This is a genomic window from Clostridium sp. MCC328 (genome assembly GCF_018785465.1).
GTDB classification, from domain to species: Bacteria; Bacillota; Clostridia; order Lachnospirales; family Lachnospiraceae; genus Pilosibacter; species Pilosibacter fragilis.
Genome location: NZ_WQPW01000037.1, coordinates 50,263 through 67,757 on the forward strand (window position 1 = coordinate 50,263; position 17,495 = coordinate 67,757).

Below are 17,495 nucleotides of genomic sequence, written 5' to 3' on the forward strand. Positions count from 1 at the left end.
GCTGCGCATCAAAGTCGCAAGCTGCATAGAAAGGAGGATGCCTATGATTCTATTAGATTACAAAGACCGCCGCCCGATCTACGAACAGGTGGTTTCAAAGTTCGAGGAGCTGATGCTGCTCGGCGCTATGAAAGAGAATGAACCGCTGCCGTCGGTAAGAAGTCTTGCGATGGAGCTGTCCATCAATCCGAATACGATCCAGCGCGCCTATGTGGAACTGGAGCGGCAGGGGTATATTTACACAGTGAAGGGGAAGGGAAGTTTTGTGGCAGATAATACAGTGATGAAGGAAAACAGGAAGAAGGAAGTTCTCCTTCAGGTGAGTGACATGATCGATGAGGCGATCCGGGTGGGAATTCCCGGCGATGAGATCAAAAATATGGTAGAGATCCAGTATAAAGCGGCAAAGAGGAACGGAGGTGGAGAAGCATGATTGAGACAAGTGGATTGACAAAACGGTTTGATGATATTCTGGCGGTCGATCACATCAGCGCAAAGATCAGGGACGGCAGTGTGTTCGGACTGATCGGAACGAACGGCGCCGGAAAAAGTACATTTCTGCGTATGGTCAGCGGAATCTTAAAACCGGATGAGGGCGAGGTGCTGATCGATGGTGAAAACGTGTACGAGAACCCGGCGGTGAAAGCGAGATTCTTTTATATTTCAGATGACCAGTATTTTTTCGCTAACGGAACCCCGTTGGAGCTTATGAAATTTTATAAGTCTATCTACCCGGCTTTTGATGAGCCAAGATTTTTCCATCTCTTACAGTCCTTTGATCTGGACAAAAAGAGAAAGATCTCCACATTTTCAAAGGGAATGAAAAAACAGCTTTCCATTCTTTACGGAATCTGCGCGGGGACGGACTATATCTTCTGCGACGAGACCTTCGACGGTCTGGATCCGGTGATGCGTCAGGCGGTAAAGAGCCTGTTCGCGAGCGATATGGCGGAGCGGAATCTGACTCCGATCATCGCATCCCACAACCTGAGAGAGCTGGAGGATATCTGTGATCATGTCGGCCTTTTACACAAAGGCGGGATCCTGCTCTCCAAGGATCTGGACGATATGAAGTTAAACATTCACAAGATCCAGTGTGTCTTAAAACCCGGCATAAAAGTGGAAGATCTTACGGAGCTTGATATCTTAAAGACAGAATACAGGGGAAGTCTTGCGACGATCACCGTCCGCGGTTCGAGGGAGAATGTAGAACGGCAGATGGCGGCGTGCGAACCGCTGTTCTTCGAGCTGATCCCGCTGTCTTTGGAAGAGATCTTTATCAGTGAAACGGAGGTGGCAGGATATGACATCAAGAAACTTATTTTTTAAACTTATGAAGGAGGACCTGAAGCGAAGACTCTGGGCCATCGGTTTCTCGGTTCTGGCACTGTTTTTTGCGATGCCGATGGCGGCAGCCATGGGGATCGGTGAGATCGGAAACCAGTACAAACAATGGCTGATCTCCGGAACCGGATACGAGAATATGGTGCCGGAGGCACTGCGCCAGACGAAGATCCTGCGGCTTGCCGGTGAGATCCTGGGTTTTGAAAACTATGCCCTTTTTATGGTGGTTGGAGCCGCGGCGATGATCCTCGGACTCACAGGATTTTTGTATCTCCACTCAAAGAAACAGATCGATTTTTACAACAGCCTCCCTGTGAAGAGGGAGATGCTGTTTACCGTGAAATTCCTTGACGGATTCCTGATCATTCTGGCCGCTTACCTGATCAACATGTTCGCGGCGTTTGGAATTTTCTGCGGAAACGGGATCGCGGCGGGCGATCTTTTCAAGATGATGTTTGCTTCCTTCGCGGTCAATATGATCGGATTTCTCCTGATCTATGTGGTGATGGTGATTGCGGTACTTCTCACAGGGAATCTCTTTATCTCGATCCTCGGCGCAGGCGTTCTGTACGGATATTTGCCGGCGGTCTCCCTGCTGATCGAGGGCTTAAAATCCCTGTTCTTTGTGACACGGGGAAGAGAAGGCGATGTGTATTGGCTTGCAAAATACGGTTCCCCCATCGGCTATTTCACAAAACTGGCAGGCGCGGGGCTTGATGCGTTCCACTCAGACCAGTTTTATGACGATATCGACTATGGATTTTCCAGGATCCAGATGGAGCTGCAGAGTACCGCTGACAGCGGCGCAGACCTCTTAAAGCTTTGCGGGCTCGGGATCTTTGCGGCGGTGATCCTCACCGGGATCGCACTGGTCCTCTATAGGATCCGACCGTCGGAGGCGGCGGGAAAGGCCATGTCATTTAAGAAGACTCAGGCGCCGATCAAGATCCTGCTTCTCATTCCGATGACCGTGACCACGACGGTATTCTTATGGAGCATCTACTACAGCGGCGTATGGGCAGCGGTCGGCTTTGTACTTGGACTTGTACTTACGAGCTGCCTCATCGAGATCATTTATCATTTTGATTTCACGAAGCTTTTTGCAAATCCGGTCCAGACGGTACTCGGAGGTGTCATAGCTTTCCTTGTGTTGGGGACCTTCTGGATGGACGTTTTTGGATATGATTCCTATATTCCGGACGAAAAGGACTTCGTATCCGCATCCATCGACCTGAACCTTGACAATGAGCCGGACTGTGGGCTTCCGTACCGGAGCGGTGATTCGTATCGTTGGCGCTATATGAATTCAAGTGATTACGCGGACGCAAATATGAAGCTTACCGATTACGCTGTAGTCCATGCCTTTGCGGAAAAGGCGGTAGAGAACGCGAAGCAGCAGAGAAACCAGCAGATAAAAGGCGACAGCTCCTACAGCTACCGCGATGACGGCGGCTATATGATCTATATTCAGGCAGGCTACCGGCAGAAAAACGGAAAGACGGTTTATCGTTCTTACCGGATCACCCGTTCCGTTCTTGGCAGTACCCTGGATGAGATCTATGCGACGAAGGAGTACAAGGACGGCACATATCCGGTGATGTCCTATCAGCCGGAGAATATCACGGGGATCTACTGGCTGTCAGACCGTGGTATCCTTGAGGTGAGTGCGGATGACACACTCCGCGCGGAGATCCTTGCGGCGTATCAGGAGGAACTGGCAGGTCTCACCATCAATGAGAGAGCCGTCGAAGCTCCGGTGGCAGCACTGAGATTTCTCACAAAGGCGGAGAATGAGTATCTAGGCGCGATCAGCACCCAGAGAGGCTATACTTCCCAGGGATTCCAGATGGAAGATATGCAGATAGTGAACTTTGTTCCGGTCTATCCGTCCTTTACAAAGACGATTGCCCTCTTAAAGCAGGCGGGCACGGATGTGACAGCGAAGCTCTATGCGGATGATGTCACACAGGTAAAGATCCTGTATCCGACGGAGTATGAGAGTACTGCAGCCGGGGAGAATGCGGTCACAGGAGAGGACGTCCCGATCAGCGAAAAAAGCGGGGGAGTGACGGCAGAAACGGAATTGAAGGCTGTTTCTTATGGTGGTCAGAAGATGATCACCATTGTAAATGACGGGTCAGAGGAGAACCGAAGGAAGATCGAGGAGATTCTTTCCGCCAGTGCGCCGGAGATCATGCTTGACAGAAACCGCCTCTGCACCTATGAGATGGGAATCGAGATCGATGTGTCCATAAAACCCGACAGCGCCTTTTCCTCCGGAAATGGAACTGTGGATGAACGGGTCTACCGGATCATGGGAGATACGGTTCCGGAGTGTATTGAGAAAGCGTTAAATTACAGTAAAATCAGTACAAAATATGTTAGAAAAGGCATCGGAGTGATGAAAAACGATTGATAGATCAACGAATATCATGTATAATCGAACAAGTCTGAATAGGAGAGGAAAAACCTGGCAGGGAACTGCCGGGTTTTGCCGTTTCCTGAATCTGGAATATGGATAGAAAAATCGGAGGTTTATCATGGAATTTTTTGGAAATATCATAAAAGGGATCATGATCGGCATCGCGAACATCATTCCGGGCGTATCCGGCGGAACGATGGCGGTGTCTCTCGGCATCTATGACCGGCTCATCGGCTCGATCTCCGGCCTGTTTCGGGAATTCAAAAAGAGTATCCTGTTTCTGATCCCGATCATTATCGGCGCCGGAATCGGCATTGTGGGTTTTACCTACGCCATCGAATACCTGCTCGATAAGCATACCTTCGTTACCTGTATGGCATTTGTGGGCCTGATTCTCGGTGGACTTCCGGCGATCTTTTCGTCCATGAGGGCAAAGGTATCTTCGGGCGGAGTCGGTGTGTTTGGAATCCTTGCCTTTGTGATCGCCTTTGCGATCTCCGGCGGCATGCCGCTTTTAAAGGAGAGCAAGGATGCCCTCACGGTGATCGCGGTGACTCCGGGGAATATGGTGATCTTATTTATCCTCGGTATTGTGGCTTCTGCCACAATGGTAATTCCGGGTGTTTCCGGCTCCATGATGCTGATGATCTTCGGCTATTATTACGCGATCATCAATACGATCAAGACATTCCTTGACAATCTCCGCGCCTTTGACCTTGCGGGCATGAAGGACGGGATCCTGCTCCTGGCGCCGTTTGGGATCGGAGTGGCTTTGGGAATCTTTCTGATCGCAAAGCTGATCACGTTCCTCTTTGAGAAGTACGGCGTGCAGACATTCTGCGCGATCTTAGGCCTCGTGATCTCGTCCCCGATCGCAATCTTTATCAACACGGGACTTGTATCGAAGCTCGGCTCCCTGTCACTGTGGGAGATATTATTTGGAATCGTCCTCATGGCTGCCGGGGCTTTCGTTACGGTATTTGTGGGTGAGCGGTAAATAAAAAAGACCGTCTGCGGGAAATGATAGGAAAGATATCCTATGCCCACAGACGGTCTTTTTACTCGATTTATTTAGTCCCGGTCCCACAGGACCGGTCCCGCCATTGCGAAATAGCTTATTCCTGATCCTCTGTAACGTTCACAGTTGTCTCAGCAGCTTCGGTCTCAAACTTCTCATCCGGTACTGTCTCGCAGGTGCAGGTCTCATCCGTCTTTTCTTCTCCGGCGGTTTCGGACGCTTCGGCTGTATCGACAACATCGATATCGTCATCCTCCGGCTTTGTCTCCGCGATCTTTGCGCCGCATTTGCTGCAGAAAGCAGAGGTCTTTTCAATCTTTGCACCGCATTCCGGACAGTGGATAAATCCTTCTAAGGTGGAGAGCTTGTCCTGAAGCTCGTCGATGGTCTTTAAGCTTTCGCGGATCAGGGTGAATTCTGCGGTGTAGGCCTCCTCATCTGCTTCATTTGCGGCTTCGAATACCTTTTTGCCGATCTGCGCATACTGGCGGTTCAGCGCCTCCTTCTCCCTTGAGAGCTGCGCCTTTAACTGGACAGTGTCAGAAAGCTCCTTTGTCTTCTGGGCAACCTGTTTCCCGGTTTCGGTGAGGCTGCGTTTCATATCTGTAAAAAATGCCATTGCAATAAACTCCTTTCGAAAGTAGATTGGTACGGCCGCCTTAAAAGGCGGCTATATATTGTCTCTATTTTAATCTTTTTAGAAGAAAAAGTCAATTTCCAATGCCAGATTCATGAAACGGCGGAAAAATCCAATGCCACCGCTGTATTGTACAGAATTTTCAGATCGTAAAATTCCTGCCCGCATACAGTAACCGCAGAACAATTATAGGACTTTAGTAGGTTGATGTGGAAGATAAAGTGTGCTATGATGGAAGCATTCAGCAGGTCTGCGCTTCCTGCGCAGTCCATATGTCAGACATAATGGAGGAAACGATCATGGGAGAAAAGAGAAAACCGGCAACGATCTGCATCCAGAGCGGATGGAAACCAAAGAACGGAGAGCCGAGAGTTCTTCCGATTTATCAGAGCACAACTTTTAAATATGAGACGAGCGAACAGATGGGAAGACTGTTCGATCTGGAGGAAGATGGGTATTTCTATACAAGACTTGCGAACCCGACGAATGATGCGGTAGCGGAAAAGATCTGTGAGCTGGAAGGCGGAGTGGCTGCGATGCTCACATCTTCCGGACAGGCGGCGAACTACTATGCGGCCTTCAATATCTGCAATGCGGGTGACCATATTATCAGCGCAGCGACGATCTACGGCGGAACCTCCAACCTGTTTACAGTGACAATGAAGAAACAGGGGATCGATGTGACACTGGTGGATCCGGACGCACCGGAGGAGGAGATCGAGAAGGCGTTCCGCCCGAATACAAAAATGGTATTTGGTGAGACGATCGCGAACCCTGCTCTTGTCGTTCTCGACATTGAGAAGTTTGCCCGGATTGCCCACAGACATGGGGTGCCGCTTATCGTGGATAATACGTTCGCGACACCGATCAACTGCCGGCCGTTCGAGTGGGGCGCGGATATTGTGACCCATTCTACCACAAAATATATGGACGGACATGCGATGACTGTCGGCGGCTGCATCGTTGACAGCGGAAACTTCGACTGGAATGCCCATGCGGATAAATTCCCGGGACTTACCACACCGGATGAATCCTATCACGGAATCGTGTATACCGAGCGCTTCGGTAAGAAAGCCTATATCACAAAGGCGACCGCGCAGCTTATGCGTGATCTGGGTTCGATCCCGTCCCCGATGAACTCCTTCCTTTTAAATGTTGGTCTTGAGACCCTGCACCTGAGAATGCCGAAGCATTGCGAGAACGCCCAGAGGGTTGCGGAGTGGCTGCTTGCGAGAGAGGACGTGGCATGGGTCAATTATCCAGGCTTAAAGGAAAATAAGTACCATGCTCTGGCTGAAAAATATATGCCGGACGGAAGCTGCGGCGTGATCTCTTTTGGATTAAAGGGCGGAAGACAGGCGGCAGGAGAGTTCATGGACAAACTGAAATTCGTTGCTATCGTCACACATGTTGCCGATGCAAGAACCTGCATTCTCCATCCGGCAAGCCATACCCACCGCCAGCTCACCGATGAGCAGCTCGTGGAGGCGGGAGTTGATCCGTCCCTGATCCGGCTCAGTGTTGGAATTGAGGATGCGGATGATATTATTGAAGATTTAAGACAGGCACTGGAAGATTAAATGCTCCTGATGCACAGGCTGCGTTGAGGAGCAGATGAAAAGAAGCCGCCGGGGAAACAGTCTCCGGCGGTTTAACAGAAGATATGAGGCATAATTTATGATCGAAATGGATGAAATGAAGGGAAGAGGAAAGCGTGGCCTTTTAAGGGTCGTATTTGGACGAACCATGTTCTTCCTGCTGTTTATCGCGCTGCAGCTGGCGTTTTTCTTCTGGATCTATGTATGGCTGGATAACAAATATCAGGCCTGGGGATACGGCTCCTTCGCGTTGATCAGCGCGATTCTCACGATCCATATCCTGAACGAAAAGCAGAACGCCAGCTTTAAAATGGCGTGGCTGATCCCTGTCCTGCTGTTTCCGGTATTCGGAACCTTGTTCTACGTGTTTGTCCAGCTTCAGATGGAGACGAAGATCTTCGCCAAACGGATCGCCGAGGTTCAGAAGAGGACGGACCACTTTCTGGAGCAGGACACGGCTGTCTATGAACGGCTTAGCCGCAGGAGCCGGAGAAATGCGAATCTCAGCCTTTATATGAAGAAAAGCGGCGGCTATCCTACCTGGGACCGCACGAACTTCAAATATTTTCCACTGGGAGATGAGTTCTATACGGATGTCCTTCAGGAGCTCCAAAAGGCCAGAAGATATATTTTTGTCGAATATTTCATTATTTCAAAAGGGATCCTGTGGGATTCGATCCTGAAGATCCTTGAGCAGAAGGCGAAAGAGGGCGTGGAGGTAAGAATCCTCTATGATGGCATGAACTCCTTTTCCAACCTGCCCCACGACTATTCGAAGGAGCTGGAGGCAAAGGGAATCCGCTGCCGGATCTTCAATCCGATCCGCCCGGCGATCTCTACAAGCCAGAATAACCGTGATCACAGAAAGATCCTTGTGATCGATGGTCATACCGCCTACACCGGCGGCGTGAACCTCGCGGATGAGTATATCAACCGGAAAGTCCGGTTTGGCCACTGGAAAGACAATGCGATCCGCCTGAAGGGAGAAGCCGTGAAGAACTTTACGGTGATGTTCCTCCAGATGTGGGATGTCTGCTCAAAAAAGCCGGATTCGGATTTTGATTACAGCCCGTATCTTGACACCGGGGACTATTTCCATTCTCCGGAGCTTGACATGGACGGATTTTCGATCCCGTTTTCTGACAGCCCGATCGACGGGGAACCGGTGGGACACCAGCTTTATCTGGATATTATCTATCAGGCAAAGAAATATGTGTACATTATGACCCCTTATCTGGTGCTCGATGATGATATGATCACAGCCCTGACCTATGCGGCAAAGCGCGGGGTGGACACGGTCATCATCATGCCTCATATTCCCGATAAAAAGTCAGCGTTCATGCTGGCCCACTCCTACTATACGGAGCTTATAGAGGCGGGGGTAAAAATTTACGAGTACCTGCCGGGGTTTGTCCACTCAAAGACGTTTGTCAGCGATGGGGAGAAAGCTGTGGTTGGATCCGTCAATATGGATTTCAGAAGCCAGTATCTGAATTTTGAGTGCGGCGTTTATATTTATGAGAATCCGGTGGTGGAGCAGATCAAAAAAGATTTTGATGAGACGCTGCCGAAATGCGTGCGTATGACAGAAGAGAGCGTTGAGGCGCTTCCGGCACTGCATAAGTTCTGTGGAAAGGCGATGCGTCTGATCGCACCGTTGATGTAGGGAGAATGCAGGAGAAGGACAGCCGTGCCGGGAGAAAATTCCCGGATGGCATCATACAGAAAAAGAAAAGGAAGCGGGAAGAGGATGATCCTCTACTCGCTTCCTTCTTTCTCGTTTAGCGGGTCGGCAGCGGCCGTGTTGACAGATGATTCTGCGCGTTCCCGTAAAGAGGTTGCGCCAATCTCCTTTTTGTAGGCTGCGATCGCGTCCGCGATCCGTTCTTTGATGTACTGGTCTTTTTCTAATTTTCTTTCCTGCTCATCCGGATTATCCAGAATGGGTACGAAGAGAAACCTGCGGACAGCGAAGAGGATCGCAACGGCAACACAGCCGATAAGAGCTTCTTTGATGGCAAGGTGGTCGATGACCATCTGTCTTGCCACGGAGAAGAGAAGGACTTCGACGATGGAGTCGATGTCATGGCGGCAGAACATTTTTAAAAGCTCTACGCCAATGACGAGATCGAAGCTTTTCTTCATGAAATCGGAAAGATCGAAGCCATTGTCGAGATACAGGCTGTACAGGTTTTGGGGAACCGGTATAAATGCGATACAGATCGCGACGATCAGGACCAGGGCACAGGCGATCTCCAGATAGGAGGAGACTTTCATAAGGAATAGCTGCGCTCTCTGGATGCGGGGACTTGTGTAGTGCTTCATGAGCTGGTACCTCCCGGGGTATAGAGAAGTCTTGATGACTTATGCAGAGGTGGACGGGTTGCTGCTTTGTCTTGAAACGTGCTGCAGGTGGTGGAAAACTACAGCAATATGGACAAATATTTAAAAATATTATACAGAAAACCGGCAATATTATCAATTATGAATTGAAATTGTGTTAAATAAAATACAAAATCGCCCCGGCTCTGTTCATACTTTTTTAATAGAAAAAATTTTGATTTTTTATTACAAATATGTTACACTATTGTTCGTATGTATCGTACAGGAAGACGGAAAACAGTAATGGAGATAAACACATGAATGATGATAAAGATACAGTAAACTATATGGATTCTATCAACAAGGCGAGCAGAAAGCGGAGAAGGAAACCGTCTTTCTGGGAACAGTACGGAATCCTTGTGATCGGAGCGGCTGTTCTTGCAGTGATCGTTGTGGCGGTGGTATTTGGCGGAAAGGCCGTGAACGCCGTCAAAGGAAAAATGGCGGCGGCGCAGGCTGCATCTGAGTCCGCCTCGGAGAGCGAGAGTGCGGAGGAAGCTTCCCTTCAGGCAGAGGAGGAGAGCCGTGCAGAGATCGAATCCGAGTCGGCGGAAACGGATGCAAAGATTAAAGAAGTGATCGATTCCTACTCGAATCTTGGTATCGCGAAGGTCACAGGCTACTTAAATATCCGGAAAGACCCGAATGAGGCAGCGAATGTGATCGGAACACTTTCCGATGGAAGTGCCTGCGAGATTCTGGAGACTCTGGAGGGCTGGTATAAGATCAGCTCCGGCGAGGTCGAGGGATATGCCAGCGCGGAATATATCCTGACCGGGGATGAAGCAAAGACCGCGGCGAAAGACCTTGTAAAGGAACGTGTATATATTACCGCAGACAATTTAAATATCCGTGAGACACCTTCTATGGACGGAAACATCGTTGGTAAATGCCTTCAGGGTGAACTTCATGAACTTCTCGGGGAGACAGATGGCTGGTATCAGATCTCCGGCGGCTATATCTCTGCGGATTACGCGGAAAAACGGTTTTGTATGAACGAGGCAAACAAGCTGGATATGAAGGAGATGGTCTTAAACTTCTATGACCATCCGGGCGTATCCAACGTTTCCAATTACTTAAATATCCGTGCGGGCGCAGGTGAGAGCGAAAAGATCATCGGAAAGCTCCCGAGCTATGCTGGATGTGAGATCTTAGAGGATGCCAACGGCTGGTATAAGATCAGTTCCGGTGGAATTACCGGATATGTAAAGAGCGAGTATATTCTTACCGGTGACGCTGCGAAAGAGGCGGCGATGAGTCATGCGGAGCTTATGGCGATCGTCCATGCGGACCGCTTAAACGCGAGAACAGAGCCGTCCACCGACGCGAAGATCTGGACCCAGATCTCCGAGAATGAGCGGTATCATGTCGCGGAGCAGCTCGACGGCTGGGTAAAGATCGAATTTGATGAAGGCGGAGAAGGCGATGGAAACGATGAAATTTCTTCCGCTTATGTCTCCTCAGAATTTGTGGAAGTACGATATGCCCTGTCTGAGGCGATCAAATTCTCACCGACGGAAGAAAGTGCTTCCTTAAGAAGCCGGATCGTAAACTACGCGATGAAGTTCCTGGGCAATCCATATGTCTGGGGTGGTACGAGCCTTACAAGAGGCGCTGACTGTTCCGGATTTACCATGTCGGTTATGAAAAACTTCGGAATTTCCCTTCCACATTACTCCGGTTCCCAGGCGAACAGCGGAAAACGGATCAAGTCGAGTCAGATGAAGCCGGGCGATCTGATCTTCTACGGAAGCAGCCGGGGAAGGATCAACCATGTTGCCATGTACATCGGCAATGGACAGATCATCCACGCAGCGAGCCGAAGAAGCGGAATCAAGATCTCTACCTGGAACTACAGAACTCCGGTGTGCATCGTGGATGTAATTGGAAACAGGTCCTGATCGGGTAAATTGTGATAAAAATGGATATGAGAACTCCTTTCTGGACATACTGGGTGTACCTGGCATGTCAGAAAGGAGTTTTTTTGTTATGAATGAAAAGGAACAGAAGGAGACAAAGGCGGAGGAGGAGCGGATCCGGGAGAACGGACAGGTGACGCTGGAAGAGAACGGTAAGAGGATCCATCTCTTATCTATCATCGGGGAGATTGAAGGGCATGACAATCTATCCGGGAGTACGAAGACTACAAAGTATGAACATATTCTGCCGGAACTTGCGAAGGTGGAGAGCGATGAGAAGATCGGAGGGGTCCTGATCCTTGTGAATACCATCGGAGGGGATGTGAGCTGCGGGCTTGCACTGGCGGAGATGATCGCCTCCCTCAGCAAGCCGACGGTTTCCTTAGTCATCGGGGACAGCCACTCCATCGGTGTGCCATTGGCGGTGGCGTCAGATTATTCCTTTATCGTGCCGACCGGGACCATGCTGGTGCACCCGGTGCGCATGAGCGGGATGGTGATCGGGACGGCACAGACCTACGAATATTTTGAAATGATCGAGGAACGGATCATAAGCTTTGTATCAGAGCACAGCAGGATCGATCGGGAAAAAATGAAACGGCTCATGCACAATACGAAGATGCTGACGAAGGATCTCGGGACGGTTCTGGTCGGAAAAGAGGCGGTGGAGTGCGGACTGATCGACGGAGAAGGCGGAATCAGGGACGCCATCGAAAAGCTGAATGTGCTGATAAAAAACGACTGACCGAAAATATGTTCGATTTATAATTTCTTACGGTTGCATTTTGGCATTTTTTTTTGTATACTATATTTTGGGGTACTTGCCCCGTAAAGTTAAATGTGCTGATCAGTTGAAAAATGTCGCTGTTGTCATAAAAAGTGTCAAAGATTCTAAGGAAACTTAGGGTCTTTTTTTATTATAAACTGCTGCTGCCACTGATCTGCCCATGAAAAGCCTCTGAAAGAGATTTGCGAGGATTTAGATTAAGAAATACAGAAACGGCCGCAGAGGCATTAAAACTCTTATAAAACGGAAAGCAGAAGCTGAAATAGCCAGAGAAGCTAAAGCAATGAAGATCAAAATAAGAATAGCTGCATGTCGCAGACATAACAGATGACAGAGCAAGCAGCAGAAGCAGAAGAGAGCATTCTGTAATTAATATCGGGATTGCATATGATATACATCAAAATTGCAAAAATGATTTTATTGAAAACCAGTTAATTATGGGTGAAATGAATTGATTTTCTATCTATAACTCATTAGAAAACCAAATCTATAACTGAATTTTTATAAAAATCCGTTTTATAGTTTTAGGATTGTAATGAAATATTTTTTCTTTATGATATAATCAGAAGCAGAAGTAAAATTATAGGTGCAAAGGAGATTATCTATGAAAAAAACATATTTCGTTACAGTTGAAGAAATTACAGATACTGTTAAAGACAAATCATATACTACAAAAGAAAGAATTGTAACAAAGATTATCTTGTGTATTTATTTGACAGCTTTAACAGTGGGTATACTTTTTTCAATAAAACAAGTTATATTAATAGCATCATTTGTTTCGTTCATTGCATCTATCGCTTTTGGGCCATTAAGCAGCATAGCATCAAGATCTGATTTGACTAAGATAATAACATGGTTTATTTCATTTGCTGGTGGATGTGCATTAACCGTTATGACTTACGAAAATTCATATTTAGAAAGAATAACCCAGCTTAATAATGAAAATATTGGAAATACGTTGACTCTCAGTGCCATAGGAATAACTCTTCTATACGATTTGTTGAAGGTAAAGTAAACGTTTAATTAGGTTTGGTTAGCGAGAGACCCAATGAGTAAATTAGAAATGGATCTATTATCAAGAACAATACTATCCATAGAGCTTTATTGGGAAAATAGGGATATATAAAAACAAACATGGGATTTATTATTAAAAATAAACCTAAAATTGAATAAAAAAGGACATTAGATGAATCTAAAATTTTTTTATATTTAATATTGAATTTATGAATAAAACTTTTCATGCAAAAACTCCTTTTTATTTATTATGTGAGTTTTACGAAAAATAGAGATGGAGATTAGAGATTTTTCTGCATCTGCCTCTGAATGCCACGGCCACTGATGGCAGTAGGACTAAAATCATGATTAAGAGCTGATCGGCAGCTCAGAAGAAGTGACAGCCGCAGAAGCAGCAGGAATGCCTACGATTTGACCAGACAGTTGCCTATTTCCGTTGAAATGTCTCTGCATATGAACTCTATGATTTAAAGCAATTGCAGTTAAAATCCAGCCGCATTCGCATCCTTAAATATTAAAATACTTGAAATAAGAGAGAAATACTGCTATGATTACCTATAAAACATGAAAATAGAAAAAGTTAAACATGCCAGAATACTAAATATAGTATATAAATAGATTTTATAGAAAAACAGGTTAAACAAGGAAACGAAAATGAATAAGAATACATAAATATGAATATTATACACAAATAATCGAGTTAAATATAGAAAAAATAGCTTAGAATCTTTTTTTTATTATAAACTGCTGCTGCACTGATCTGTCACTGAACTGCATCTGAAAGAGATAAAAAAAGGCAAATAAAAGCCGAAAAGAGAACGATAAAGTAGATTATGATGCAATATTGGGATTCGTGTATGTTTAAAATTAGATGCAGTTAATGACTGCGACAGTCGCAGAGGTTTATTGAAAGAGTAAATCTGCTTCTGGAACTGTCTCTGCTTCGCGACTGCTTTGACATTTTTTCAGATACATTGACATTTTTCGACAGATGCAGACATTAAAGGGGGAAAAGCACTTGGCTGGAACCAGAAAACAAAAAGAAACGACAAAACAATCACAGGTGTCTGCAAGAACAAAAACCACATCAAAGACAACGCAGAAATCTGCACAGACGCCTAAGAATAAGACAACAAGGACAGGGGCGAGAGCTTCCGAAAAGAGAAGAGAAACGAAACCGCAGTATGAGGAAGATACCGGATTCTTACAGTCTGAGGCAGTGATCCTCGGCACCTTCGCGGTATGTGTGCTGTTATTCTTGAGCAACTTCCATATCTGCGGATTCCTCGGTGACTTTTTCAGCCGGATCATGCTGGGCGTGTTCGGCTGTATCGGTTATCTGGCTCCGTTATTGTTGTTCGCAGAACTGTTATTCTACGCTTCGAATAAGGGAAATATCCGGGCAGTCTACAAGATGATCGCGGTGGAAGTCCTTCTGATCGTGCTCTGTGGTCTTGCGCAGCTTGTGTTCGGCGGCGGATACCGGGAAGGTCAGACGATCCTTGATATCTATAAGTCCGCCGGAGTAAGTGGACTTGGCGGCGGCGTGATCGGCGGTGTTCTTGTTATGGTTCTCCACACAGCGGTGGGAACCATCGGGGCCTATGTGGTCCTTCTCGTATTTATGATCATCTCACTGGTGTGCATCACGGAAAAATCCTTCGTGTCCGCGGTTAAGAGCGGAAGTGGAAAGGCATATCGGTATGCAAAGGAAGATTACAGCAGAAGAAAAGAACTCCACGAGGAACGTCAGGAGGAAAAACGCAGACTCCGGGAAGAGCAGCGCGTTCAGGGCGTGGATCTTGCTGCGACAGATCTCTCGAGAACTCCGGATTTCGGTGGAATTGCCGGTGGCTATATGGGCGTTGTGGATGCTGAGGCTGTGTCCGAGGCAGATGAGACGAAACAGGAAATAGATGTTTCCGATACATATAAAGAAGAAACGGCGGATCCGAAGGCGGAGACAGGAAGTATGCAGCCGGATCCTGCAGATATCTTTAAAGGAAAGATCACGATGGGAGGCAGGCCGGTAGAAAATCCGGAGTCTTCCAGTGAGGATCAGAGTAAGGAAGGCCGATCCGGAGAAGACGCGATGAAGGATGTGGAACGCGTTCCGTTTGAGGAAGATGCTGTCCCGGCCGGAATCCATGAGGATGAGGACGTGTTTATCAGTCATGGGGAAAGTGCCTTTGATGATGAGGATATGTTCCCGGACGAAAAGAAAAGGGAGACAAAGGCCTGGGAGAAAAAACCGAAGGTGTCCGTCTTATCCAATCTCCCGGATATCCCGTTAGATGAGCCCGCGGCGGACGATGACGAGATCTTTGCGTCCATGAGAAGGGACACGGAGAGAAGAGCGGACGGACTCCGTGCAGAGAATGCCAAACCAGACGAAATTGCAGAGACTTCGAAGACGGCAGAGGAGGAAAAAAACGAGTTCCCGGAGACGGAAGAAAATGAAAAGACGGCCGGAATTCCTGACTCCGGAGAAGAATCCATGAGCGTTCTTTCAGATGACGAATTTCTCGACACAGAGCCTTATGTGGAAAATGAGGACTACTGGATTCAGGCAGCAGAGCCGGGAAGCCGTGCATATGTGGCAGCACACGGCAGCAGCGAGAAATCCCCTGAACGCCCGGCCGCTAAGGAACCGTCCGAAGAACACCGTCAGGTCGTGACCGCGTCCGGAAAAGTCATTGAAACGGATACAGAAGAGATCATAAAGAAAAAGGCGGAAGTAAGAAAGCGGGAAGCAGCCGAGAGGGAAGAGGCAGGAAACGAGGTATTAAAGGAGATCCGGCAGACGGAAGAAAAACCAAAGAAACCTTATATGATCCCACCGCTTGACCTCTTAAAGAAAGGCGCTCCCGTGACGGGGCAGTCGGAACAGGAATTTAAGGATACGGCAATCAAGCTCCAGCAGACATTAAGAAACTTTGGTGTCGGAGTCACCGTGACGAATATCAGCTGTGGGCCGACCGTTACCCGGTACGAACTTCACCCGGAGCAGGGTGTAAAAGTGAGCCGGATCCTGTCGCTGGCGGACGATATCAAGTTAAACCTTGCGGCGGCAGATATCCGTATTGAGGCGCCGATCCCCGGAAAAGCAGCCGTGGGAATCGAGGTGCCGAACAAGGTCAACAGCATGGTCTATCTGCGTGACCTTTTAGAGAGCCCGGAATTTAAAAATCATAAATCGACACTGGCTTTTGCGGTGGGTAAGGACATCGGCGGACAGGTAGTCATTGCAGACCTCGCAAAGATGCCGCACCTTCTGATCGCTGGGCAGACTGGTTCCGGTAAATCAGTAGGAATCAACACGATGATCATGAGCCTGATCTACCGCTCATCCCCGGATGATGTGAAGCTCATTATGATCGATCCGAAGGTGGTTGAACTTTCCGTCTATAACGGAATCCCACATCTGCTGATCCCGGTAGTCACCGACCCGAAGAAGGCGGCCGGTGCCCTCAACTGGGCAGTTGCGGAGATGATGGAACGATACAATAAGTTCGCTTCCTCGAATGTCCGAGACCTGAAAGGGTATAACGCGAAGGTACAGACTCTGGCGGAGAGCGGGGATATCCCTGCAGACCAGATTCCGAAGAAACTGCCGCAGCTCGTGATCATTATCGACGAGCTGGCGGATCTCATGATGGTTGCCTCAAACGAGGTGGAGGACGCGATCTGCCGTCTGGCACAGCTTGCCCGGGCAGCGGGAATTCATCTTGTTATCGCGACCCAGCGTCCGTCCGTCAATGTCATCACAGGTGTGATCAAAGCGAACGTGCCGTCACGGATCGCGTTCTCTGTTGCGTCCGGCGTGGATTCGAGAACGATCCTCGACATGAACGGCGCAGAGAAACTGTTAGGAAACGGCGATATGCTGTTTTACCCGTCCGGTTATCCGAAGCCGCTCCGCGTGCAGGGCGCTTTTGTATCGGACGGCGAGGTGTCAAATGTAACCGAGTTCTTAAAAGAACAGAACGAGGATACAGGATATAACACGGAAATCGAGAAAAAACTGACCCAGTCCTCCTTAGCCGGAGGAGCGGGCGGACAGAATGAGCGGGACGCATTGTTTACCGATGCGGGCAAGTTCATTATCGAGAAGGATAAAGCGTCGATCGGCATGCTTCAGAGAATGTTCAAGATCGGCTTTAACCGTGCTGCCCGGATCATGGATCAGCTTGCCGAGGCCGGTGTTGTAGGGGAAGAGGAAGGAACGAAGCCAAGGAAGATCCTGATGTCCATGGAAGAGTTCGAAGAATTCCTGGAAGCGGGGTACTAAAGCCTGCGGCTGTTGAAATTGAAATGGCTGCCTGCTGCGGAAGCCGCAGATCCACAGAAATGATATGCTACTACAAAAGGAGG

The 17,495-nt window shown here is 48.2% G+C and carries 12 protein-coding genes; 10 read left to right on the forward strand and 2 right to left on the reverse strand.

The features are described from left to right. Positions 1 to 43 precede the first annotated feature (43 nt). The 4 genes from GPK83_RS06865 to GPK83_RS06880 all read left to right on the forward strand — a co-directional run bounded on the left by GPK83_RS06865 (position 44) and on the right by GPK83_RS06880 (position 4,763). On the forward strand, positions 44 to 433 hold the full coding sequence (locus GPK83_RS06865; RefSeq protein WP_215704348.1) for a GntR family transcriptional regulator: 390 nt from the start codon (positions 44 to 46) through the stop codon (positions 431 to 433). Beyond that, complete coding sequence (locus GPK83_RS06870; protein ID WP_215704349.1) at positions 430 to 1,329, forward strand: ABC transporter ATP-binding protein; 900 nt, start codon at positions 430 to 432, stop codon at positions 1,327 to 1,329. Before GPK83_RS06865 ends, GPK83_RS06870 begins: the two co-directional genes overlap by 4 nt. Beyond that, positions 1,304 to 3,760: a DUF6449 domain-containing protein gene (locus tag GPK83_RS06875; protein ID WP_215704350.1), complete on the forward strand. Its 2,457-nt coding sequence runs from the start codon at positions 1,304 to 1,306 to the stop codon at positions 3,758 to 3,760. The genes GPK83_RS06870 and GPK83_RS06875 overlap by 26 nt, the downstream gene beginning before the upstream one ends. A 124-nt stretch (positions 3,761 to 3,884) precedes the next feature. Then, positions 3,885 to 4,763, forward strand: a complete 879-nt coding sequence (locus GPK83_RS06880) for a DUF368 domain-containing protein (RefSeq protein ID WP_015554633.1) — start codon at positions 3,885 to 3,887, stop codon at positions 4,761 to 4,763. A gap of 118 nt (positions 4,764 to 4,881) precedes the next feature. On the opposite strand, the gene GPK83_RS06885 is transcribed toward GPK83_RS06880, so the two are convergent. Next, positions 4,882 to 5,403, reverse strand: coding sequence for a zinc ribbon domain-containing protein (locus GPK83_RS06885; RefSeq protein ID WP_015554632.1), 522 nt, complete (start codon positions 5,401 to 5,403; stop codon positions 4,882 to 4,884). Positions 5,404 to 5,720: 317 nt separating this feature from the next. Between GPK83_RS06885 and GPK83_RS06890 the strand changes: the two genes are divergently transcribed. Beyond that, the gene (locus GPK83_RS06890) at positions 5,721 to 7,001 is read left to right on the forward strand and encodes an O-acetylhomoserine aminocarboxypropyltransferase/cysteine synthase family protein (RefSeq protein WP_215704351.1); all 1,281 of its coding nucleotides are present in this window, start codon (positions 5,721 to 5,723) and stop codon (positions 6,999 to 7,001) included. A gap of 97 nt (positions 7,002 to 7,098) precedes the next feature. Further along, a complete protein-coding gene (cls, locus tag GPK83_RS06895) occupies positions 7,099 to 8,685 on the forward strand; it encodes a cardiolipin synthase (RefSeq protein WP_215704352.1) in 1,587 nt (528 codons plus the stop codon). Positions 8,686 to 8,777: 92 nt separating this feature from the next. On the opposite strand, the gene GPK83_RS06900 is transcribed toward cls, so the two are convergent. Next, the gene (locus GPK83_RS06900; RefSeq protein ID WP_015554630.1) at positions 8,778 to 9,344 is read right to left on the reverse strand and encodes a hypothetical protein; all 567 of its coding nucleotides are present in this window, start codon (positions 9,342 to 9,344) and stop codon (positions 8,778 to 8,780) included. A 314-nt stretch (positions 9,345 to 9,658) separates the two neighbouring features. On the opposite strand from GPK83_RS06900, the gene GPK83_RS06905 reads away from it, so the two are divergent. From GPK83_RS06905 to GPK83_RS06920, 4 genes are all read left to right on the forward strand, one after another. After that, positions 9,659 to 11,302, forward strand: a complete 1,644-nt coding sequence (locus tag GPK83_RS06905; RefSeq protein WP_215704353.1) for an SH3 domain-containing protein — start codon at positions 9,659 to 9,661, stop codon at positions 11,300 to 11,302. Positions 11,303 to 11,390: 88 nt separating this feature from the next. Beyond that, a complete protein-coding gene (locus tag GPK83_RS06910) occupies positions 11,391 to 12,065 on the forward strand; it encodes an ATP-dependent Clp protease proteolytic subunit (protein ID WP_117566566.1) in 675 nt (224 codons plus the stop codon). Between the two features lie 646 nt (positions 12,066 to 12,711). Further along, the gene (locus GPK83_RS06915; protein WP_215704355.1) at positions 12,712 to 13,122 is read left to right on the forward strand and encodes a hypothetical protein; all 411 of its coding nucleotides are present in this window, start codon (positions 12,712 to 12,714) and stop codon (positions 13,120 to 13,122) included. 1,017 nt (positions 13,123 to 14,139) lie between these two features. Next, positions 14,140 to 17,412, forward strand: coding sequence for a DNA translocase FtsK 4TM domain-containing protein (locus GPK83_RS06920; protein WP_252196253.1), 3,273 nt, complete (start codon positions 14,140 to 14,142; stop codon positions 17,410 to 17,412). Positions 17,413 to 17,495: the final 83 nt, after the last annotated feature.

Coding starts and splice junctions, on each gene's coding strand:
- GPK83_RS06900 (WP_015554630.1), bottom strand. CDS start 9,344: ATGAAGCACTACACAAGTCCCCGCATCCAGAGAGCGCAGCTATTCCTT.
- cls (WP_215704352.1), top strand. CDS start 7,099: ATGATCGAAATGGATGAAATGAAGGGAAGAGGAAAGCGTGGCCTTTTA.
- GPK83_RS06865 (WP_215704348.1), top strand. CDS start 44: ATGATTCTATTAGATTACAAAGACCGCCGCCCGATCTACGAACAGGTG.
- GPK83_RS06885 (WP_015554632.1), bottom strand. CDS start 5,403: ATGGCATTTTTTACAGATATGAAACGCAGCCTCACCGAAACCGGGAAA.
- GPK83_RS06870 (WP_215704349.1), top strand. CDS start 430: ATGATTGAGACAAGTGGATTGACAAAACGGTTTGATGATATTCTGGCG.
- GPK83_RS06890 (WP_215704351.1), top strand. CDS start 5,721: ATGGGAGAAAAGAGAAAACCGGCAACGATCTGCATCCAGAGCGGATGG.
- GPK83_RS06880 (WP_015554633.1), top strand. CDS start 3,885: ATGGAATTTTTTGGAAATATCATAAAAGGGATCATGATCGGCATCGCG.
- GPK83_RS06875 (WP_215704350.1), top strand. CDS start 1,304: ATGACATCAAGAAACTTATTTTTTAAACTTATGAAGGAGGACCTGAAG.
- GPK83_RS06910 (WP_117566566.1), top strand. CDS start 11,391: ATGAATGAAAAGGAACAGAAGGAGACAAAGGCGGAGGAGGAGCGGATC.
- GPK83_RS06915 (WP_215704355.1), top strand. CDS start 12,712: ATGAAAAAAACATATTTCGTTACAGTTGAAGAAATTACAGATACTGTT.
- GPK83_RS06905 (WP_215704353.1), top strand. CDS start 9,659: ATGAATGATGATAAAGATACAGTAAACTATATGGATTCTATCAACAAG.